23 protein-coding genes, 1 pseudogene and 1 other annotated feature are annotated in these 21,910 nt (G+C 39.2%); of the genes and pseudogenes, 9 read left to right on the top strand and 15 right to left on the bottom strand.

Annotation, left to right across the window (positions count from 1 at the left end; genetic code table 11):
- Positions 1-194: 194 nt before the first annotated feature.
- Positions 195-1,289: a GPR endopeptidase gene (gpr, locus tag IC619_RS06140; RefSeq protein ID WP_191138975.1), complete on the bottom strand. Its 1,095-nt coding sequence runs from the start codon at positions 1,287-1,289 to the stop codon at positions 195-197.
- Between the two features lie 160 nt (positions 1,290-1,449).
- On the opposite strand from gpr, the gene rpsT reads away from it, so the two are divergent.
- The gene (gene rpsT, locus IC619_RS06135; RefSeq protein ID WP_191138976.1) at positions 1,450-1,716 is read left to right on the top strand and encodes a 30S ribosomal protein S20; all 267 of its coding nucleotides are present in this window, start codon (positions 1,450-1,452) and stop codon (positions 1,714-1,716) included.
- 50 nt (positions 1,717-1,766) lie between these two features.
- On the opposite strand, the gene IC619_RS06130 is transcribed toward rpsT, so the two are convergent.
- A complete protein-coding gene (locus IC619_RS06130) occupies positions 1,767-2,378 on the bottom strand; it encodes a sterol desaturase family protein (RefSeq protein WP_191138977.1) in 612 nt (203 codons plus the stop codon).
- 88 nt (positions 2,379-2,466) lie between these two features.
- Entirely contained in the window at positions 2,467-3,444 is a 978-nt protein-coding gene (gene trpS, locus IC619_RS06125) for a tryptophan--tRNA ligase (RefSeq protein WP_191138978.1), read from the bottom strand.
- 41 nt (positions 3,445-3,485) lie between these two features.
- Positions 3,486-3,689, bottom strand: a binding site (T-box leader).
- Between the two features lie 123 nt (positions 3,690-3,812).
- Here trpS and IC619_RS06120 point away from each other — a divergent pair.
- Positions 3,813-4,325: a CcdC family protein gene (locus IC619_RS06120; RefSeq protein ID WP_191138979.1), complete on the top strand. Its 513-nt coding sequence runs from the start codon at positions 3,813-3,815 to the stop codon at positions 4,323-4,325.
- Between the two features lie 108 nt (positions 4,326-4,433).
- Complete coding sequence (locus IC619_RS06115) at positions 4,434-4,778, top strand: helix-turn-helix domain-containing protein (RefSeq protein ID WP_191138980.1); 345 nt, start codon at positions 4,434-4,436, stop codon at positions 4,776-4,778.
- Here the strand turns inward: IC619_RS06115 and IC619_RS06110 are convergent, their stop codons facing one another.
- Complete coding sequence (locus IC619_RS06110) at positions 4,779-5,249, bottom strand: GNAT family N-acetyltransferase (RefSeq protein ID WP_249669726.1); 471 nt, start codon at positions 5,247-5,249, stop codon at positions 4,779-4,781.
- A gap of 112 nt (positions 5,250-5,361) precedes the next feature.
- Positions 5,362-5,532 (bottom strand): hypothetical protein, encoded by a 171-nt coding sequence (locus IC619_RS06105; protein WP_191138982.1) that lies wholly within the window; start codon positions 5,530-5,532, stop codon positions 5,362-5,364.
- A gap of 410 nt (positions 5,533-5,942) precedes the next feature.
- Between IC619_RS06105 and IC619_RS06100 the strand changes: the two genes are divergently transcribed.
- Positions 5,943-6,281, top strand: a complete 339-nt coding sequence (locus tag IC619_RS06100) for a hypothetical protein (RefSeq protein ID WP_191138983.1) — start codon at positions 5,943-5,945, stop codon at positions 6,279-6,281.
- A 156-nt stretch (positions 6,282-6,437) separates the two neighbouring features.
- Positions 6,438-6,668, top strand: a pseudogene (locus IC619_RS06095) (GNAT family N-acetyltransferase); the annotation flags it as partial.
- On the opposite strand, the gene IC619_RS06090 reads toward IC619_RS06095, so the two are convergent.
- Both IC619_RS06090 and IC619_RS06085 read right to left on the bottom strand, forming a co-directional pair.
- A complete protein-coding gene (locus IC619_RS06090) occupies positions 6,651-7,094 on the bottom strand; it encodes a 2-thiouracil desulfurase family protein (RefSeq protein WP_191138985.1) in 444 nt (147 codons plus the stop codon). The pseudogene IC619_RS06095 and the gene IC619_RS06090 overlap by 18 nt on opposite strands.
- Positions 7,095-7,112: 18 nt before the next feature.
- Positions 7,113-8,432, bottom strand: a complete 1,320-nt coding sequence (locus IC619_RS06085) for a hypothetical protein (protein ID WP_213260838.1) — start codon at positions 8,430-8,432, stop codon at positions 7,113-7,115.
- A gap of 426 nt (positions 8,433-8,858) precedes the next feature.
- Here IC619_RS06085 and IC619_RS06080 point away from each other — a divergent pair, with 426 nt between their 5' ends.
- Both IC619_RS06080 and IC619_RS06075 read left to right on the top strand, forming a co-directional pair.
- On the top strand, positions 8,859-9,485 hold the full coding sequence (locus IC619_RS06080; RefSeq protein WP_191138987.1) for a LysE family transporter: 627 nt from the start codon (positions 8,859-8,861) through the stop codon (positions 9,483-9,485).
- 51 nt (positions 9,486-9,536) lie between these two features.
- Entirely contained in the window at positions 9,537-10,301 is a 765-nt protein-coding gene (locus tag IC619_RS06075; protein ID WP_191138988.1) for a YqcI/YcgG family protein, read from the top strand.
- Here the strand turns inward: IC619_RS06075 and IC619_RS06070 are convergent.
- Together IC619_RS06070 and IC619_RS06065 are read right to left on the bottom strand one after the other, a co-directional pair.
- A complete protein-coding gene (locus tag IC619_RS06070) occupies positions 10,293-11,582 on the bottom strand; it encodes an amino acid permease (RefSeq protein ID WP_191138989.1) in 1,290 nt (429 codons plus the stop codon). The genes IC619_RS06075 and IC619_RS06070 overlap by 9 nt on opposite strands.
- The gene (locus IC619_RS06065) at positions 11,579-12,529 is read right to left on the bottom strand and encodes an arginine deiminase family protein (RefSeq protein ID WP_249669725.1); all 951 of its coding nucleotides are present in this window, start codon (positions 12,527-12,529) and stop codon (positions 11,579-11,581) included. The genes IC619_RS06070 and IC619_RS06065 overlap by 4 nt, the downstream gene beginning before the upstream one ends.
- 254 nt (positions 12,530-12,783) lie before the next feature.
- On the opposite strand from IC619_RS06065, the gene IC619_RS06060 reads away from it, so the two are divergent.
- The gene (locus tag IC619_RS06060) at positions 12,784-14,070 is read left to right on the top strand and encodes a phytoene desaturase family protein (RefSeq protein WP_191138990.1); all 1,287 of its coding nucleotides are present in this window, start codon (positions 12,784-12,786) and stop codon (positions 14,068-14,070) included.
- A gap of 59 nt (positions 14,071-14,129) precedes the next feature.
- On the opposite strand, the gene IC619_RS06055 is transcribed toward IC619_RS06060, so the two are convergent.
- The 6 genes from IC619_RS06055 to dcd all read right to left on the bottom strand — a co-directional run bounded on the left by IC619_RS06055 (position 14,130) and on the right by dcd (position 20,459).
- On the bottom strand, positions 14,130-14,702 hold the full coding sequence (locus IC619_RS06055; protein ID WP_191138991.1) for a hypothetical protein: 573 nt from the start codon (positions 14,700-14,702) through the stop codon (positions 14,130-14,132).
- A gap of 13 nt (positions 14,703-14,715) precedes the next feature.
- Complete coding sequence (gene holA / locus IC619_RS06050) at positions 14,716-15,732, bottom strand: DNA polymerase III subunit delta (protein WP_191138992.1); 1,017 nt, start codon at positions 15,730-15,732, stop codon at positions 14,716-14,718.
- 13 nt (positions 15,733-15,745) lie between these two features.
- Complete coding sequence (locus IC619_RS06045; protein ID WP_191138993.1) at positions 15,746-16,459, bottom strand: anti-sigma factor family protein; 714 nt, start codon at positions 16,457-16,459, stop codon at positions 15,746-15,748.
- Complete coding sequence (locus IC619_RS06040) at positions 16,441-16,998, bottom strand: RNA polymerase sigma factor (protein ID WP_191138994.1); 558 nt, start codon at positions 16,996-16,998, stop codon at positions 16,441-16,443. Before IC619_RS06040 ends, IC619_RS06045 begins: the two co-directional genes overlap by 19 nt.
- A gap of 436 nt (positions 16,999-17,434) precedes the next feature.
- Positions 17,435-19,831 (bottom strand): DNA internalization-related competence protein ComEC/Rec2, encoded by a 2,397-nt coding sequence (locus IC619_RS06035; protein ID WP_191138995.1) that lies wholly within the window; start codon positions 19,829-19,831, stop codon positions 17,435-17,437.
- A gap of 70 nt (positions 19,832-19,901) precedes the next feature.
- On the bottom strand, positions 19,902-20,459 hold the full coding sequence (gene dcd, locus IC619_RS06030) for a dCTP deaminase (protein WP_191138996.1): 558 nt from the start codon (positions 20,457-20,459) through the stop codon (positions 19,902-19,904).
- A gap of 220 nt (positions 20,460-20,679) precedes the next feature.
- Between dcd and IC619_RS06025 the strand changes: the two genes are divergently transcribed.
- Positions 20,680-21,873, top strand: coding sequence for an ornithine--oxo-acid transaminase (locus IC619_RS06025; protein WP_191138997.1), 1,194 nt, complete (start codon positions 20,680-20,682; stop codon positions 21,871-21,873).
- Positions 21,874-21,910 lie beyond the last annotated feature (37 nt).

Below are 21,910 nucleotides of genomic sequence, written 5' to 3'. Positions count from 1 at the left end.
GAACGGGACATCATATATTTTAGATCATTGACACTACTGATTTCGAACAGATGAACTCGTTTCAATCAAAGTTGAAACATCGAGAAAGTAGGTAGATTCTCTATTTGATCTGATTAAAGCTCCACTTCTATCATTGCGAGTTTGAACCCACCCTAAAAATAAAAAAGAGGAGATTTCTCTCCTCGTAATCACGATCAGGAAGTGTGTGAGGCTACATTATCCATAGTCACAGCTTCGTGTAAAGCACAATTTAATCCATTGGCAACCGTTTTCGCCATGTTCGCTATAAAAGAGTCCACCTCTTTGGGAGTTACAATTAAGTTTTGCCCTAGCGGTTGCAACACCTCATGAATTAACTGCCTTTTTTCATTTTGTTCTAGTTCTCCATACATGCCTAGCATTTTACTTTTACTCTCCGGCGATGGTTCATGAAGCTCAAGCTCTTGGATCGATGGTCGATTATAGGGATCGAGCGGATTATTTTTTATCCCTTCAATTTCTCGACTTAGGTGTGCCATTACAAAATCAATGACATTATGTGCGATGGTTACGGCATCAACTACAGTGGGAATACCCACCGCAATCACAGGGATTCCCAAAGATTCTTTGTTTAATGCTTGCCGATTATTTCCTACTCCCGATCCTGGATGAATACCCGTATCTGCTACTTGTATGGTTGTATTTACACGTGACAAAGCTCTAGAAGCGAGCGAATCAAATGCAATGACGAAATCTGGTTTGGCTTTTTCAATAATTCCGCGTACAATTTCACTTGTTTCTATTCCCGTAGTACCTAATACACCCGGTGCAACACCACATACGGATCGATAGCCATCTGAAACTTGGTCAGGTGCTAATTCAAAAAGATGTCTGGTTACCATTGTATGTCTAACCACCATCGGTCCTAATGCATCCGCTGTAACATTCACATTTCCTAAACCAACCACTAAACAGGTTGCATTTGGTGCAATTCCTACTTCATCCATAAAATGATGAAATTGCTCTGCAAAATGTTGTGAAACACGCTGTTCTAATCCGGAATCTCCAGATCGTAATCCAGGTACTTCTAAAGTGAAGTATAGTCCTGGCACCTTACCAATTTCAGCAGCACCCTCTTGATTTTCGATACGAATCCAACTCGTGGTAATGCCATCTTGTGTGTTTTCTTCAATATAAACACCAGGAATAGGTGAATCCTCACCGCGTCGTTGTGTTGCCATTTCATGTCCTTCACGTGCTAAATCCGTTCGGACAGCATATTGACTTAAATCAATTTGATGTTCATTCATTCCCAAATCCTCCCTCATCATTCTATCGTTCTTATTCTTTACTCGTTCGTAATTGGATTATTCTATATGGCTTCTTATTGCTTTTTGTACACTCACATGCTAGAATATTGCATGTTGCATGTAATGGGATGCGTTATCCTGTTAGCGGGAGGTGAACGGATTGGCTAATATCAAATCTGCGATTAAACGCGCTAAAACAAACGAAGATCGTCGTATTCGCAATGCTGCTCAAAAATCAGCTATGCGTACAGATGTGAAAAAGTTTATTACGGCTATTGATCAAAAGGATAAAGAACAAGCGACCACGCTTTTTAAAGTTGCATCACGTAGCTTAGATAAGGCTGTAACAAAAGGTCTTATCCACAAAAACGCTGCAGCTCGTAAAAAATCTCGTTTGGTTAAAAAATTACAGTTATTAGAAGCGTAAAATCCATAAGAAAAAACGGTCCACTCAGGACCGTTTTTTCTTATGGATTTTCATTTGCTGGCATCTAATTCTTTAACCGTTGCACTCGTTTCAATCTCTTTTTCTTTTGGGAAAGTATGCATAATTTTATCCATGGCACTATTTGTTACCCCATACCAATAATGTTCATTTTTAAAATGGTGTAATAAATGATAGCGCTTAATTGATTTTCCCCATCGGGTCAGCGGTTTGATCGGGCGATGGGCAATATAATGCTTCCATTCGTAATATAAATGATAGGCAATCACACCTGTAAGAATGGCTACTGTACCTCCCCATTGACCTAGGATCGCATAGGCAATTGCTCCCACTAAAATAAATTGGGGTAAAAAATACCAAGCGGGCAAGAATAGCAACTTTAAATTTTCCGGATCTTCATGATGCTGATAATGTAAGCGCTTTAATAATTGGTGTAACGTTTTATTCTTTGGTGGTTTTAAATGAAACAAGTATCGATGTGTCATATATTCCGTTATGGCGAAGGCAATCCCCCCAACCAAAAACAATCCGATATGAATCAATTTATTTGGCTGAAACAACAGATAGATAAAGCCACTACTAAATAAAAAACATGCAAACATAATATCTGGGAAAGTGAAGAACTCCCTTATATATTTTCGCATTGACGCCTCCTCCTTTTCCTCTATTTTATAACAAATCCTTTGAGCCTGTAAGGGTAAAGCCACACTTGTTTGTGTGGCTGATCATCTCTTATACAATCCCCATCGCATCTTTCATTTTACGTAGCGTATCTTCAGCAACGGCGTTTGCTTTCTCGGCGCCATTTTTTAAGATGCGAACCAGTTCTTCAGACTGTCTAATTTCCGCATATTTTTGTTGAATCGGTGTAAGATGATCCATCATTATTTCAATTAAGTCTTTCTTCAACCGTCCATACCCTTCTCCTTCATACTGCTGTACCAACGTATGGATAGGCGTTTGAGTCAACAAGCTATTCATAACGAGCAAGTTACTTACACCGGGCTTGGTTTCAGGATCATAGCGGATCACATTTTCTGAATCGGTGACTGCACGTTTCAACTTCTTTTCAATCTTTTTCGGATCTTCTAGAAGCGTAATATAGTTGAAGTCACTATCTGCACTTTTACTCATTTTCTTCTCAGGTTGATCCAATGCCATAATCCGTGCACCTACTTTACCGATTAAAGGCTCAGGTATCTTAAGCACATCTTGATAATCACGATTAAATCTTTCGGCTACTTCACGTGTCAATTCTAAGTGTTGTTTTTGATCTTCACCAATTGGAACACGATTCGCTTGATAAAGTAAGATATCTGCTGCTTGTAAGACAGGATAGGTAAAAAGTCCAGCCACTGCCGATTCGGACCCTTTCCCCTTTTCTTTAAATTGAATCATACGATTAAGCTCACCCATGCGAGCCACACATTGAAGAAGCCATGCAGCTTCGGCATGCGCCCTCACTTCAGACTGGACAAATAAGGTGACTTTATCTGGATCTAATCCGATTGCTAAATGCAACGCAGCAAGGTCATATGTTTTTTGTAATAGTTCTTGTGGATCACGTGGGACTGTAATAGCATGCAAATTTACAATACAAAAATAACAATCTGCTTCATTTTGCAGTTGCACAAATTGACGCATCGCCCCTAAATAGTTTCCAATGTGTATATCACCTGTAGGTTGTACACCAGACAATACACGTTCCATTTATAACACCCCTTTTTCCAAATAAAAAAAGCCACATCCCCAATAGGGACGAGCTTTCTACTCGCGGTACCACCCTAGTTTGCTTGATATGAATCAAACACACTTTCAGATTGATAACGGCAATCAACCGGCTTTTTCAAAAGCAGCTCCAAAGTCCATTCACATGGCATCTTGATTGGCTTTCACCACCCGCCAACTCTCTAAACAAGATGAGTCATGCTACTCTTCTTCTTCAATGCTGTTACAATGAATAGTACACATACACATTAGACCCATCATATCCTGTATTTTCATTGAAAGTCAAGGGAATGATATTTACAAACGACCTAAATTGTGCTAGCTTTTCACTAGAAGCAGGAGGGAGTCCAATGGGACAAATGATTCCGTTTCAGATTCAAACACTTATTCCGATTACAGCCATTTGTATGGGCATTACGATAATGGTGTTAAGGATACGTGCAACACAAAAACCAACATCAGCCAAAAAGATCATACTACCGCCATTTGCGATGAGTACTGGATTTCTCATGTTTATATTGCTTCCCACAACACGCATCCCTTGGAGTTGGGCTTTTTTTTCGTTTGCTATAGGAGCCATTTTTTTAGCTACTCCTCTGATCCGGACCTCACAGTTTCACATTGTTGAGGATCAGATTTACTTAAAGCGATCTCGTGCATTTATTTTCATTCTTCTATTACTGGGCATTGTTCGCTTTTCCTTGCACAGCTATATCGAACAATATTTGAGTATATTCCAAACGGCAGGTTTGTTTTTTATCTTAGCTTTTGGCATGTTACTTCCTTGGCGTATCTCTATGTATATTCAGTATAAACAACTGCAAACAAAGCTTCATATGAAACAAACCCTCGCTCTAAGATAGGAGCAGGGTTTGTCTTTGTTTATTTATATATCTATTCTCCTTTATGGAGAAAATAAGCGGATCAAGCTATAATAAAAGTAAAGTGAATCGTACTACGGAGGATTACAAATGACACTAGGGGATCGCTTGCGCATTTTAAGAGAAGCAAAACGATTAAGTCAAACCGAGTTAGCACAAACACTGGGCATCCCAAATCAATCCATATCCAATTATGAGCGAAACTACCGAAAACCACCTTTTGATCTGATTGAAAAATTTGCCGACTACCACCAAGTTTCAATGGATTATTTACTTGGCAGACAAGCGTATCTACATCCCCCAAGCAAAATTAAAGATCTCAAAACTTATCTAGCAGAAGGCCCCATTCTGTATGATGACATACCATTAGACCAAAATGATCTCGCCTTTATTAGGCAAATGGTCGCTTACATCGCAGAGAAAAAGAAAGATTAGTCAAAGTGCATATGAAAATATCGACTGTCTTCCTATCGGCCCCTCGCTTTTTCGGCCGGTATCTGTAAACCCTGCCTTCAAGTATAAACGTCGCGCAGGCTCATTTTTATCATTCACTACCAACAAGATTTCGGTGAAGGATGGGAAGTATTGAGACACAAACTGGGGTAGCTTTTTCATCCCGGCTTCGGCATAGCCCTTTCCTTGGTCGGCATAATTGATCGATAACGCCCGCACAAAGATGGCTTTTAAATTCAGCGTATATTTTTGTATGTCACGTCCTGTATTTAAAACAAAAAAACCAACGGGAATTGTTTCATGCAAGATTACAATTGGAAAACGGTGCACCTCATGACTACAAGTATGAAGTGCATCTTTAGGCAAAGCCGTGAATTGCAATTGCTCTTTTGGTAAGTCAAAATTATTTAAGACTGTCCGGTACTCTGGTTTGTAATGGGCAAGTTGTATCAAATTTATATCCACCTCATCAATGAATCATGATCACACTTTATCGTTCTATCATCATAGCACATTTGTTCGTTCATCTGCTATAAAGACAAACATTGGTATATGTAACAATTTTCTATATTTTTTCTTTTAACCAAGTAACCACAAATGAAATAACCAGTCCCATCAGTAGATAACAATCCCAAAATCGCACATTAACTTTCATTTCAAAGCCATATTTCATTAATAAATATCCCAAATAAAAGACAATATTAATCAGCAGGATTAGATTCAAAATTATTCTCATAATGGTACCCCTTTTCTTCTATCTGGAAAATGAGTCAAATTTATTTTTTGCACCATCATGTCAAGCATATCGAGCGAGAACAGGAGGTATCCTTTACGTGATAACACCTCTATCTGTAAGGGTAATCCATTATAAAAAGGGAAGAAGGAGAAAATAATACAATGATCCGCTCCATTTTTTCTCTCCTTATGCTACTGTTCATGATGTGTACGTTACCCTAAATGGATTCAGTCAGTATACATGCTTATATATACATAGTCAATTAAGAAATTTCTTATATCTCTTCCTCTTATTATGATTCACTTCAATTTAGGCCGTCCAGTAAGCGCTTTTTTGTACAACTGTTTATCCGAAATGTATTAGTACGCCATAGTATAAAGCGACTTGCGATTTATATAAGGGGTGTATACATGAAAAAAATGAAAGCTTCTAGCCGAAATGAAGTGAAAGTCAGTGTACAAATCACACGTCGAAATGGGCGTATCGCTTTGATAACGGCAAGAAGAAAGCCAATCCCATTGTCTGCAACTGTCGCACAAGAGTTAAGTACAGTTTTAGCTGGAGGTCAATCTGAAATGGCTATGGTTGAATTGGTTCAAACCCAAAGCGGTTTCGAACGTGCTCTCCTTCGATTATCTACTCGAACGGTTAATCTGAGTCCAACTGCTGCCCACGAACTTATGAAACATCTTAAGCCAAGTTTTAGGAACATGCCACTGATGAAAAATCTGCTACGTCGAAGAAGATAAGATGAAGAAATTAAGAAACATACTGTCCTCATATTAGAGGACGGTATGTTTTATTTCAGCCAAGACTGGAACATCGGGGAATTAGGCGGATTAAAGCTCCACCACATAAAATCAAAGCAAACCACTTATTTTTAGTGGCACATGTACAGGAATAAATTATCAGATTTATTGGGATATGGGATTGGAAAAGCACTTTTACAAGCGTCTCTTAAGTGGGCCGATGTTCATAATATTCATAAAATAAGTTTGCAAGTAATTGCAACAAATGAAAAAGCCATCTCCATTTATAAGAAGCATGGCTTTGAAGTGGACGGCATTTTAAAACAGGACAAAAAACGCTCAGATGGACAATATGACGGGCAGAATCCTTCAAGTTTCTTCAGATGACACGTGAATACCGTGTTGTTCCAATAATGCCGCAGTTACACCAAGCCCCTCTCTCTTATTACCGGTAAAGCTGCCATCATAAATCATACAACTCCCACAGGAAGGACTTCTCTCTTTCAAAATGGCTTCTTTAGCACCCACACGCTGTGCCATGGCCAAAGCTTCATAGGCACCGCGAATAAAAGCTTTTGTCACATCATTCCCTTGGTTGTCGATTACTTGAGCATTTCCTGCTAATACATCTTTTCCGTCGCCACCTACAATTTCAGCGGGATTGCGAGGCGTCGTTAATCCCCCCATCTGCTCTGGACAGACTGGAATTGCTTTTCCCTCTTGTACCAGTCGTTGGATCTTTGTTACCTGATTATGTTTAGCATCATATCGACATTGTACACCCGCAAAGCAAGCACTTACGATTTTATGCATGTTCAGTTCTCCTTGACATTATCCAGGTCTTCGCTTACATTTCTTTATCAAAATTTTACGCTTTAAACGACTAAGACGCTTAAGCCGTTTCGGTCGTTTCAAGCGCTTTAATCGTTTCATTTTCTTGATTGAAGAATGGGGAGGTTTTGAACCCACTACTTTTTGATTCGCTTCAGCTAAAAAGCGAGGCAACTCAGCCATTAACTGCTCCTGTGATGGAAAATTATTTTCAATCAGCCAGTTCTTCGCAAGTGTATGGTAGCATTGATAAAGTTCGTAAATAGGCTGTTCTCGATTTTGATTGTCTATCATCCAGAAACCATTACAACTTAGCTGTTCCGCTCTACAATCGGGTGGATTTAACAAACATTCACACTCATTATCATACATTTGCCAGTATAAAACAAATGGTGTCCCCCATTGTAATGCAACGCGTGCCAAAATTTCACTCCGTTCTTTTTGTTCCACTGGTGTGGCAGGGTCAAATGATCGTCCACGTAATACCGGGTAACCAAATTCACCAATAAACACCCGTTTAGAAAAAGGAATATTTGCCTTAGGTTTTAGATTCGCCTCAATAAAATCTAAGTAGATCGGCAGTTCCCTTTCCATATCCGCTAACGTCTTAATTTCCTGTGTTGCCAAATAGCAAGAATAGGACACTAAATCTACATCTTCATGTGGAAGTACTTCATTTACAAGGCGTTGAAAAGTAGGGTCTTCAACAACTGGTTTTACAATATTAACTTCAAGATAGTTAAATACCTTTCCTTCTGGGTTCACCTCTTGCTTGGCATCATCTACCGCTCGTTGTCTCGTCTCAATCCAACGTCGCATATTTCTAATCCGTTCTTCTGGAATATCCCTGCGATAAACATCCCAAATTGGAAAGCTTCCGGGATCGTTTACTAAGCGCCAATCTCCTTCCCAGTGACCCATAAAAAAATATTTATCCGGAAATGTTTCTAGCAGATATTTCGTCACTTCTTTTACACGTGTATATTCCAACTCTAAGGACTGAAGAAATAGCTCTTCCGTCAAGTAAATCGAACCTGCTGTTTCAATCCAGAAAAAGTAGTATTGAAAGTCCAAAGTTAGTAATTGGTGAAAAGGCGTATCTTGCTGTAGTAATTCTAAATATCGATTAGTTAAATCGTAAAATTCAGTTAATTGGTAGGAGTATGGATCTAAATTAAATTTAATGATATTGGAACCCATCTGTAAGATGCGATTGGCCGTCTCCATTAATTGATTTGAAGACGTAAACTGATAAGCAGGTCCAATCGTCTGTGTACCCAGTACATAGTTATATTGTTGGAGCATATCCATCTTATCCATCACTCGTTCCATCCCCCGTTATCCCATGGCGTATAGTCTTCATCTGATTTTAATCCCCCTTCACCCGATCTCATGAGATCAATCACCTTCTTATCTTATGTAGTAGGAACTCTTAAATTCCCACTTATAAAGTGGGGATCAATCATCTTATTATTGAAGGGGTATGGAGAGCAAAATAGATGAGGTTTTATATGGAAAAATCATAAAAATCGACATCTGTGAAAAATGGTATACGAATCGTTATGCGTTGAAGTTCGTATCCCTACATTGTATTGCAATCATTTGATTTTGAAGGGGAGCCAAATAACTTTTCCCTTTTAGTATAATGTGTAGACCGCTCAACTTACTCTTTTTTTCTTTTATATATGTATAATTCAGAATAAGATACCATAATATACATCATGTACAAGCTTGAGGAGGTCGCTTATGAATCCATTTTTTAGCTATATTCTATTAGGTCTCTCCCTCTCTGCACCGATCGGTCCCATTAATGCAGCACAACTAAATAAGGGAATTCAATATAGTTTTCTCCATGCCTGGTTAGTCGGGATGGGTGCGATGGTAGCAGATGGGCTGTTTATGGTTCTCATCTATTTTGGTATTGCACAATTTTTAACAACACCGTTTATGAAAACTTTCCTATTTCTATTTGGTTTTTTTGTCCTAACGTATACAGGAATTGAAAGTATGATCACTTCTAAAAAAAGAATGGAGGTTCGTTCGGCTCCTTCTGAAACACTTGGAAAATCGTTTCGTACCGGTTTTTTTATGGCAGTCTCCAATCCTTTAAATATTTTATTCTGGCTCGGTATTTATGGATCTGTGCTCGCACAAGCAAGTAGTCAATACAAACCTATGCAAATGATTCTGTATACAGGCGCTATCTTTGTGGGTATTTTTCTTTGGGATATTATTATGGCTACTATCGCTTCCAGCTTTAAAAAAATGCTCCATTCAAAACTTTTACAGTGGGTCTCTATGGGAGCTGGATTATCCTTAATTGGATTTGGACTTTACTTCGGGTATAAAGCACTGCTCTTATTTGGTTGGTAGACAGACACCCTCCTTACTCTTCCTTAATAGGCTATCGGGTATAGAGGAGGAATGAAAGTGAATCCCATATTAGATAAAAAATGGATTGAAGACAATTTTTCCACTCTCGCACCATGGCAACAAACCGCTTACCAAGCATTTACAACCATGATTGCAGATGATAAGAATACCTATCCCTGCATACCCGGTAGACAAGGATTTCTGGCTAATCATTTACGGTTTTCTTTTATCGCTGATCCACGCACAGAAAGCGCTCCACACCAATTAGCTACAGCCATACAAACATATGGCATGTGTTCCCGCAATACAGGAACCTATGCCTCTTTAGTCACGCTATTTGAAACCCCACAAGATATGCAAACCCAGTATACAATTGAAGATTATCGTCAACTTTTTTGGAACCTTTTAAATCAACTAACACCATTAGATCCATCTCCTTGGCCAGCTGAAATTCCATCCCAGCCCACTGATCCCAAATGGGAATTTTGCTTTGGTGGCGAACCTTATTTTGCTTTCTGTGCTACACCTGCACATCAAACACGCAAGAGTCGCCGTGCTGAGAACTTTTTAATCGCCTTTCAACCTCGTTGGGTGTTTACTCATATCAATCAATCCACTCATTTAGGAAAAACGATGAAGCAAGCGATTCGGAAACGGCTCATTCAGTATGATGGTAAGCCCGCTCATCCAGATCTAAAATGGTACGGCGAAGGGGATAACCTAGAGTGGAAGCAATATTTTTTAAGTGATGATGACCTTAGTCCATCAAAGTGTCCATTCCAGCGTTTGAAAGAAAAACAAACTTTTCTACGCTAACTTCTTGCTCCTGATACCTGTTGCTACAACCACCATGGCCATGAAAAGCAAGCTAACATAGAATCCGTACCTACTTGCTTGCTCCCCTAGCGTACCTGATACCGTTACCAATATGAATAAGGTTCCCACCCCAACTTTTAACCACTCTACTTTACTTAATTTCATCCATTTCGCATAGGTAAATAAAATAAATAACCAGTTATATAATAACATAAGCCCAGCAGCTGTCGTCATATATTCAAATATCTGATTGGGTAGTAAAAAAGCAATCACAATCGACACAAAGAGCCCACACAAAGCAAACAAAAAAGTAGTTGGTGGTATTTTCCCCTTTCCTTTTTTAGCAAAAGTTGCGGGGGCGTGTTTGTCTTCTGCAAGTGAGATCAAGATGGTAACCACAGCATAGAGTGACGCTACTAAAGTTGAGAATCCAGCAATGATTAAAATACCATTAAAAATATCCGTAACGTATGGGAGTTTAGCACTTTTTAATGCAGTAGTAAAAGGACTTTCTTTGCTACTAATTTGAGTCCATGAAACAAGAATGAGGGCCAATAGGATAGATCCGAGATATAGGATCGATAACAACCAAATCATAACACGTCCAGCTTTGGGAGCTTCATGCCTGTCTTTTAGATCAATCACCACTAAACCCATCACTTCTATTCCGCCAAAAGCATAAAAAGCATAAAGTAAGGCCAACCACACTCCTTTTAAACCTTCTGAAAAAATGGTGGAAAGATCAAAGGATTGCATCTGCACAGCCGTACGATCACCAATCCAACCTGCCCAAATCGCAAGTGCAATCAAAATAAACATCATGATTGCTGCTGTTTTTAATAGTCCAAATAGATTTTCCGCTTTTTCAAATCCTTTTAAGCCCGTCAATATCAGGAGTAGTCCTAAGATAGCATAGATGGTTGCCAACAACCATAGCGGAACATCGGGAAACCAAAAACGGGTAAAGATTGCTAATGCGATTAATTGGCTCCCCATAATTAACATTTCTGCTATGAGATACATCCAACCATTGCCAAAACCAGCCCATCTCCCAAACGCCTTCTGGGCGTAGGTACGAAATGACCCTGGATCTGGATGGTTCACTGACATTTTAGCTAACGCATCATATACGATATATGTCCCGATTCCAGCAAGCAAAAAAGGAATGAAGACGGCTGGTCCACTTTTTTTTATCGCGATACTGGAGCCGAGAAAAAAACCTGTACCAATCGTACAACCTACCCCAAGTAAGGAGAGTTGCCACCAAGTCATGGTCCTCATGAAATCTCCCTCCTTCTTAGCGGTAAAGTCATACAGCGGATTCCCCCGCCCCCTTTTTCCAATTCGGTTACATCTACTTTTATTACTTTCTTTTGTTTCAATTTGGGATGATCCAATACGCGCGCGGTATTCGCTTGTTGACTAATCAAAATTGTTTCCGGATTTATATTTAAAAAGTTTATATCTGGAATCGTGTCATAGGATGACAAAGCATGCACTTCATATCCATGATAGCGCATATAATCTTCAAACATAGCGTAACGCGTATGTTCTCTACAAATAACGCGAAGTGGAAAGAAGCGTAAAAATGATTTAGCTACAACAAGATTGGCCGCCATCACATTAAAATTAAAATCAAGATGCATGGTGTCATCATGGCGCGGCAAATCGATCACAGCTATTTCTGAAAAGCCTGCATCAAATATCGCTTGCTTAATCGATTCGATTGCCCCTATACTCGTTCGTTTCCCTACATTGATTACAATCGCATCGCGGTTTAAAATAGATACATCACCAAATTCTAATGTAGCCCCTTTTGTTCCATTTGGCGTAAAAAACTGATCTGGGTTAAACCATGATTGCATGACTTGATGCGCCTGATCATACTCCGGTAGACGCATCGATATCGCAGGTCGACCTGTAATCACTTGCTTCCTGACTATACCTGCCAGATCACGTACATAGCAACGATTGATCAATTGGTCATTTAATTTAAGCTCCGTTGCAGAAAGATACTCTGAATAATCAATCACTTGTATACCTTGTTCCTCTAAAACTTGTCGCATGTGCAGATGAGACGCAAGTGCTTTTCGCTGATCTACTGGTGCTTTCCACCCTACTTGGTATGCGGTCTTCATATCCGGAATCGAAAGCTCGGATGGCTTACAAAGCATAACGATCTCTAACTCCCCTAATTCAGAGCAGCATTGGGGCACCTTATCTAACATTTATTAAACCACCTTTCGCTACACGTTTTCCTTGTTTTTTCCTTTTTTATATTCGAATATACAAGTGGATTCACCTAAAAAAATGTAGTCATTTCACATAGTAGTAGAATGAAATTTTTGAACACTAGTGAAAGCCTACTCGAATCATTCATAACTTGGTACAATAAGAACGTTGTCTTTGACCTTTATGGATATCGAGCGTTTAACTCGCAGATTCTATGAATAGATGCATGAATTAGAGGAGCGTGTTTCTTTTGTCTGAAAAAGTAGTTGTGGTTGGTGGAGGATTAGCAGGCCTTAGTGCTGCAGCTCGACTTGCTCACAATGGCTATAACGTTACCGTTTTAGAAAAGTCTCCCAAACTGGGAGGAAGAGCGATCACGATTCCGCTAAAAGGGTATAATTTTAATTTTGGAGCACATGCCATTTATGCACGAGATAAATCAATTTTGCGCAAATTTGAAAGTGAAATTGATTTACAAGTCGATTGGAAAGACTTTTCGCCTGAAAAAGCATTTTATGATATGGGTTCTTATACCACCCGGATGCCTGCTACATTAGATGGTCTCTACAAAACAAAGATTTTAGATTCACAAAATAAGTTTCGCTTTGCATATGAAATCTTTAAAACAATGTCCGCCATCGAGCGTGGTGAAGAAGGGGTTCCCATTGGAGAATACTTACAGAAAGAGCCTGAACCGGTTCGCGATATTTTATTAACAGTCGCATCATCCAACTTTTTTACCAATGAGCCCGAAAAAATTCCATCCCCTTTGTTTTTCCGATATTACCGCCGTCTTTTCTCAACACAACGTGCGGTGGCCTATATTGGTGGTGGATGGCAATCCATTGTCGAATCTTTTCAGCAAATTATTGAAAAAAATGGCGGAAATATCGTCACCAAAGAAAAAGTAACGGGTGTAGAGATGGACCAAAGCCGCGTTACAGCCATTTTTGGTAAAGAGGAAAAATATGAGGCTGACCAGTTTATTTTCTGCATTCCGCCCAAAGAGCTATTACAAATCTTTGCAGAAACTTCATATGAGAAAATATTTGAACGCTATACGTCATTTTCACCTACACAAGTGGTCGTATATGATATTGGTTTAAGTGAGCGCATTGAAAGCCCCTATACGTATATTTATCAAAAAGCGCAACGCGTTTTTATTACCGATATTTCACATTATGATACAACTTGTGTACCTGCTGGCGGGCAACTGTTACAAGCGATTGCCTATTTAAATGATGAGGAAATTGCCAATAAGAAGCAGGATGAGAAAGTAGAAACGATAGAAGCTGTTTATGACAAGCATTTTCCAGGTTGGCGAGATCGTCTTGGTGCAAAGCGTGTTTCTAAACGTGCTACTGTACAGGAAATCAAGTGTAAAGATGAGCAAATGCTAATGCCAACTAAGATGTACAGTTTGCCTAACACATACTTTGCTGGTGATTGGTGTCAAGGAGAAGGTCAACTATCGGAACTTTCCTTTACATCTGCTTATGATGTAACGAGTCGCATTTTGAAGGGATCAATAGACTGAGCACTTGAGAAGAATAAAGGCTAAAAAACCAAGCATCCCTTAACGGAATGCTTGGTTTTTTAGCTTACTAATATGACAAAGATGGAGCCGAGCACGATCATGACTAATGCTACTGAAGCAAATACAATCGCAAACAATCTGCGCTCATAAGCATACACCTGTAGTTGCTCTTCTGTTTTGAGGTCAATTTTCTTGGCATGTAATCGTAAGTTGTTATTCATTAAGATCAAAAACAACAGTGGAATCGCAAACAAATACCAAAGTGGAATACCATCGATAAAAGCGCCAGATTGATCACGTACAATGACTTGTGAAAAAAAGAAAAGACTAACTGCTACTTGTAAGATGGAGCTAGCAGTATAATAGTTTCGCCAACTCTTTTTAAGTTTCTCCCGCTCGTATAAATGTAGTTCCTTCATCGCTGGAAAGAGCTCTAACAACGGATTTGCTTTTTTAAAAATCTGTACAGAGAGCGCGGGAATTAGAAATGTAATTCCCAATAAGATGTATATCATGCTACTTTGTACGCCAGTCAAAATAAGTGTAAGAAGAACACCGACCAATAAGATAAATAGTGTATTGAGATAAATCACTTGCTTCTTCCGAAGTTCCTGCAAACGATTCTTTTCCATATTTAATCTCCTTCTATTTTTTCAATGAAAAAAGCAACCGTTCTACGGCTAAATGCTTATCGAGTCTACCTGTTTTAATGCCTTGATCTGCTTCAATTGCTTGCATCAAAAGCTGTCGTAACGCTTCATCTGTAAATGATTGCGCTTGTTGACGAGCTAGTTTCACTGGATAGGGATGAACTTTAAGTTGAGATGCCATTTCCTTATCATTCATTCCTCTTTTACTTAGCAACTTAACTTGTAAGATCAACCGAAACTGTCGCATAATTAAGGCCAGTATTTTTACAGGCTCCTCATTTTGATAGATTAAATCCAACCAAATCTGAAACGCTTGTTCTAGTTTTTGTTGCGCGATTAAAGAAATCAATTTAAAAACATCATGTTCTAACGTACGTGGAACTAAAGCGGATACGGTTTCTTTGCTCACTTCCCCTTGATTTTGCATAAAGGTTGCGATTTTATGACATTCTTGATCCAGTAAGCGCAAATCATTTCCCACCAAAGTGCAAAGTTCAATCAAAGCACCTTGCTGTGCGTGCACACCATATTTCTTCAGCCGCTTTTCTACCCATCGAATGAGAGATTGTCCCTGCAGTCGTTCAAATTGATGCGTAATCGCCTCTTTTTCAATTACTTTTACTGCTTTTTTACGATGATCTAATTTAGGGGTGGTTACAGTCAAAACCACCGTATTCTGTTGAAATGGGTCATTCAGATAAGCAATTAAAGCATCTAAATTATGATCAATACTTTTCTGTTTTGTTGTCGTCAAAAAAGTAGCGTAGGTTCCAATAACTAACCGCCTCTCACCGAGAAATGAAGCTGTTTCAGCTTCCTGTATCAAAGACTGAATGGATACTTCTTGTAAATCTATCACAACGACAGATCCAAAAGCTTCATCAACAGATGCTCCTAACTGATGCTTCATCCAGTTAATCGTTTCCTCCATCTGAAAAGTTTCTTCACCATAAAAGATATAGACTGGAGACCACTGTTTATTTTTTATTTGTGTCATCCACTTTTGTTCCATGTCTTCACCACGCTTACTTTAACTGTGTCCCACTTATCATATCAAATTCTAAGGGATCTAGTACTTCGTTTGGGTTAGGATTCGTTAAGATTACGCGAACAATTTCATTCGTCTTCCACTCCAGCTTTTTTAATTGACGATTTTCAGAGAATGGCTCACTTTCAAATTGAATCGCTCCATTTTTGTGATTCACCACAAGTCGATTTTGTTCCCATGTGGCGATATACTCCCCTGTAGGAGAGATGACGTTTTCGATATGATCATTTTGCGCAATACCCATCGTTCCATTAGATTTATCTGCTTTTCCTTCAAGTTTAGTCTCAGGTGCTAATTCTTGTTGTTGTTTATGTTCAAATGCTGTATCCATTGAGATTTGAGCATGTTCTTCTGTTGGAATCGGAATGCTTTGCCATAGGAAAAAAACCGCAATCATTGCCGCAATTCCTGCTCCAGCTCCTATACTTATTCTCTTCCACGATTTAGATATACGCCTTACTGGGGGACTCAGTTCCTCATCAATTTGTGGAATGATAGAATCAACTATACTTTCTTTTGGTGACACCTGAGGTAGATGTATCAAGCGATCATGTAAACGATTAAAACGATCAGCTAAGTCACGATCAGCTGGATAGTGTTTGAAATGCATTTCTAACTGCAACTTTTCATCAACACTTAAGTCACCGTCAAGCTCTTTTTGAATCAACTCCATTAACTTTTCATAGTCCACGATGTTCCCCCCTCATCTTGATAATCTTGTAAACACTCTTGTAGTTTTTTGCGAGCACGAAACAAGTGTGATTTAACCGTGTTTAGTGGAAGATCCATCGTTTCTGCAATCATTTGATAGTTATAGTCATGAATATATCGTAAGACAATCGCTTGCCGCTGTAAGTCAGGCAAAGCGTTAATCGCCGATTTCAGATCGATTGCAATCCCACCGCTCTCCACTTCTTTACTTCCTTTATAATCAAGCTGTGCTCCATCTTCTGCGATAGGAACCACCTTGCTTTGCTTGCGATACATATCCATACATACATTTGATACGATTCGCTGTACCCATGTCAAAAAGCTCGCTTCACCTTTAAACGTCGGTAAATAACGATATATCTTAAGCAATGCTTCTTGCGAAGCATCGCGCGCATCATGTTCATTTTTCATCAAATAAAAAGCAGTTCGATATACAGGAAGCTCAAGTTCTCGCAGTAACTCGATAACTGCCTCTCGTTCACCTGCTTGAGCACGTGAAATTAATGCTAAATCATTCAACCGACTTCCTCCTCTTTTTATAGACATTTCAAATGGTGTATGAGTTGCGTCTTTTTATAATCTTATCATCAGCCCTCTATCTTCTATAAAGAACAAACTAGTATGAATCTTAAAAGAGATCAACAAAAAACACCCAACTCACATTTCATTACGGGTGTTTTTCATGTTGAGGATCTATATACATATGAGTAGTTTATTTATTAGATCAGTATTAAATTGTATTACAACTATACCATATCGAATGAGTCAAAAGTGAGAACTAGATGCACAAAGTGTAAGACAAAGGAAACAACAATATTGCTTGGTAAGATTATTTAGTAGCAGAACGGACTGTGCCTATGTATCGATGCAGTTTCCCTTGCTGATGAGCACGCATAATAAATACGCTCTAAATACTGACCGATCCACCTACCCTGCTAGTAAGTGGGGCACCGCTTTATTCTGTACTTTTTACAATATTCGGCTGAATGTTGTATCCAGTTTCATCAAAATGAATCACGATGGCTCCTTGTTCATCAGTTCGCCATATGTTCGCGTTTACACTGGTAAGTCTTGTTAATACCTCTGGGGAAGGATGTTGATATCGATTGTGCTGTCCTACCGAAATGATAGCATGTTGTGGTCTGAGCCTATTTACCCAATCGTTTTGTGTAGAGGTAGCACTACCATGATGCGCTACTTTTAACACATCCACCCTTGGCAGTTGCCAGCGTGCATTTATCTCCTTCTCAGCATCAACCTCTATATCACCTGTCATCAATAATTTAGAAGAATATAAGTTCATCATAAAAACGATCGATTGATTATTTGTACGGATCTGGTTGTGATCATCTCTTTTCATTGATGGATGTAAGAATTCCCATTCGATGCCTGGTTCTATCACTTCTTTCAATCCCAATTGCGGCACTTTTATGCTACTTCCTTGATCTCGTAAGGTAGCCATCAACTTTTGCTCAGATGAATGGATAGGTAATTGATTATTTCGAATGACTGTCGTAATAGGGATACGTTCAGCAATAGCTTGTAACCCTCCGATATGATCATAATCACCGTGTGTCATAATGAGATAGTCAATTTTATTTATACCACTTGCTTTTAAAAAAGGGAATACAACATCATGCCCCACTTCAAAAGGGTGGTTGCGTTGCTTCCATTTTGCTTGAGCATAGAAGGGCTTTCCGCCGCCATCAACTAGAATCACTTTCCCATCTTGTGTCTCAATGACGGTACAGTCACCTTGTCCGACATCGAGAAACGTCACCTTGGTACCAATCTGCTTCGGGTTTGAGAAGGCAATAAAAGATCCCATGACGAGTACAAAACAAATCATGGCCCTCAGCACATGCTTTTTCCAATCATAAAAATATTGGTTCCACGCCAACCCTATGTATAGGATAGCAAAGGCGTATAGACTAAACCATGCCAGAGATGGAGTCGCCCACGCATACTGTAAACCTGGCATACCATCAACCCAAGTTGCGAGCTGATCGAATAATGATAGTAGAAAAATAAGTACTTTGGCTATGAAACCACCTAGATCAAATGATATAAAACTCATGCACACACTTAACCAAGCTAATGGAAAGATGATTCCACTGAAAATCGGAACGAATAATAAATTACATGCCCATGCGACCATCGAGAATTGATTAAAATGATAAAGTAAAAATGGGAAAGAGCTGACTTGAGCAACGATGGTCACGAACACGGCTTGATATAGTCTGTTTTTTATTTTCTTTTCCTGAAAATCTACTCTATTCACAACAAGAATCAAGCTGGTTGTGATGGCATACGAAAGTTGAAAACCAGCTTGAAATAATTGATAGGGATTCCATATAAGTTGACACAATAACGCAATCGCTAAGAAAGATAACGGATCTTTCCAACGATTGAGCGCGACTGATAACAACACAAATCCTCCCATAATAGCCGCCCGAATGACTGGAATGCCTGCCCCAGTTAGAATAACGTATATGGGAAGGCTAATCATCACAAGCCACGCAGCATGTTCCCGTGCCAATCCTAATTTTTTAAGAATAAAATACAAAATACCTATTAAAACTCCCACATGCAGACCAGATATCGCTAGCACATGGATGATACCTAAATTTTGATAAATTTCAATTAATTCTGGATCGACTTGATTTCGATATCCCAATAATATACCTTGTATAAAACCCTCGTATGGTGTAGGAAATAAAGATTTGATTTGAGTGGCTAAACCTCTTCTCAGCTCGTCCAACTGACGTTGGATATGAGTAGGCTGCGATGCAATGATATCTAGACTTTCAAATTGATCGCTATATCCTACCCAGTATATATTTTTCTGCTTCAAATATGCTCTATAATCAAACCCATAAGGATTACGTGCTAGAGAAGGTTGTTGTAGTTGAGCGTCAAGGCTTATCATCATTTTGCGGCGTAGTTGATGTGCCTGCTTCCATTCACTTTCTGTTTTCAAATAAATTCGCACTTGAATTCGTTGTGATTTTTGCAAGCGAAGTATAAAGGATATCTGGTCTCCGTCAATAACAGGATCAGTGATGATTTCTCCAGTCATTTGGACAAGGCGCTTATCTTCAACTGCTGTAGCCCGCATTTCCGCCTCAGCATCCCATTCCGCAAAAGATATGCGCATAGCGCCGAGTAAAAAACCTAGACAAACGATCGTAAGTAAAAGTCCACGTGCTTGATGATAGTAAACGACTCCCCCAACGATTGCTACTATGAAAAACAAAATCATGTAACTCATCCAATCTTGATAACTCCAATATGCGCCAATAACGCCTATTATAAAGCTACATGCTAGCCAAACAAAGGGTCTACGTAGCATCGGCTCCTCCTTGTTATTAGAATATTTTATCTATTTATAATAGAGGTGCCTTCTCGCACCTCTATTCACCTCAAACTTTAGGTAAGGTGATTCCAACCTGGTTTTGATACTTTCCTTGCTTTAACCGATAAGAAACTTCACATGCCTCATCACTCTCAAAGAAAAGCACTTGACACAAGCCTTCGTTTGAATAAATTTTAGCCGGTAGTGGTGTGGTATTAGAAATTTCAAGTGTCACATAACCTTCCCATCCGGGTTCAAATGGTGTGACGTTGGTGATAATCCCACATCTTGCATAGGTAGACTTACCGACACAGACAGCTAGTACATTATCTGGAATCTTAAAGTATTCAACTGAGCGCGCCAATGCAAATGAATTAGGTGGTATAATACACACATCCCCTTTAAAATCGATAAAAGAATCCTCATCGATTTTCTTAGGGTCAATAATCGGATTTAGTGCATTATGAAATATTTTATATTCGTCGGATACACGGAGATCATATCCATAGCTACTTAATCCATAACTTACTGCTTCTCCTTTACCCACATTCCGATCTACAAAAGGCGTAATCATTTGATGCTGTTCTGATTGTCGCCGAATCCACTTATCTGATTTTAAACTCATCTTTAAAATCCCTTCTTTCCTTCCTTCTCACTACATATTTTACACGATTCTACATAAAAGCCAAATAATTTTAGATCATGAGAAAATCATCAGAAAATGGTTAAAAGTATATAAGACGAGTTAATAATATACAAAAAAATGGCTAAGCATACATTTGATTGCTTTTCTTCATTCGCTTCCCGTACAATGAGTGTAAGATTTTTGAAAGAGAGGTATACATATGTCGACCAATGAAACGTTTATACAACTTACTGAAAAGTTTGGGGCAAACAACTACCATCCATTACCGATTGTTATTGCAAAAGCAGAAGGAATCTGGGTTGAAGATGCAGATGGGAATCGCTACATGGATATGCTTAGTGCTTATTCTGCATTAAATCACGGTCATCGTCATCCTCGCCTGATTAAAGCATTAAAAGAACAAGCTGACAAAGTAACCTTAACCTCACGTGCTTTTCACAATGATCAGCTTGGCACTTTTTATGAGAAACTAGCTGAAGTCACAGGGAAAGATATGATCTTACCGATGAATACTGGTGCTGAGGCAGTTGAAACTGCCATTAAAGCTGTACGTCGCTGGGCATATGATGTGAAGCAAGTTCCTACTGATCAAGCAGAGATTATTGTATGTGAAGAAAATTTCCATGGAAGAACCATTACAGCTGTTTCTCTCTCTTCTAGCGATGAATACAAGCGTGGATTTGGCCCGCTAACACCTGGCTTTAAAGTAATTCCTTATGGTGATGTAAACGCATTGAGAGAAGCCATCACGCCTCATACCGCTGCATTTCTTGTAGAACCCATTCAAGGAGAAGCAGGCGTAATCGTCCCACCAGAAGGATTCTTAGCTGAAGCTTATCAAATCTGCAAGGAAGAGAACGTCTTGTTTGTTGCTGATGAAATTCAGACTGGATTTGGACGGACTGGACAAACTTTTGCTTCTGATTGGGAAAATATTGTCCCTGATCTTTACATCATGGGAAAAGCATTGGGCGGTGGCGTTCTTCCCATCTCAGCTGTAGCCGCTAACCAGGATATCTTAGGTGTATTTGAGCCAGGCTCACACGGTTCTACATTCGGCGGGAATCCCCTTTCCTGTGCGGTCGCAATTGCTGCATTAGATGTACTCAAAGAAGAAGAGCTACCTAAGCGTTCACGAGAATTAGGTCAGTACTTTATGGATGAATTGAAGAAAATAAATAATCCGATTATCAAAGAGGTAAGAGGTAAAGGGTTATTTATAGGGGTTGAGCTACACGAATCAGCCCGCCCTTACTGCGAATCGCTCATGCAAAAGGGGTTATTATGTAAAGAGACTCATGAGAACACCATTCGTTTTGCTCCACCTCTTACAATCACAGCAGCAGAGTTAGATGAGGCATTAACTAAAGTACGTGAAGTATTATCGGTATAATCACCGCAAGGTTAGCCAGGTTCTTTATTTGGAGAAC

Origin of the sequence: Polycladospora coralii (genome assembly GCF_014773435.2) — a bacterium.
Classification (GTDB): Bacteria; Bacillota; Bacilli; order Thermoactinomycetales; family Thermoactinomycetaceae; genus Polycladospora; species Polycladospora coralii.
This window is presented reverse-complemented; position numbering and strand designations above follow the sequence as displayed.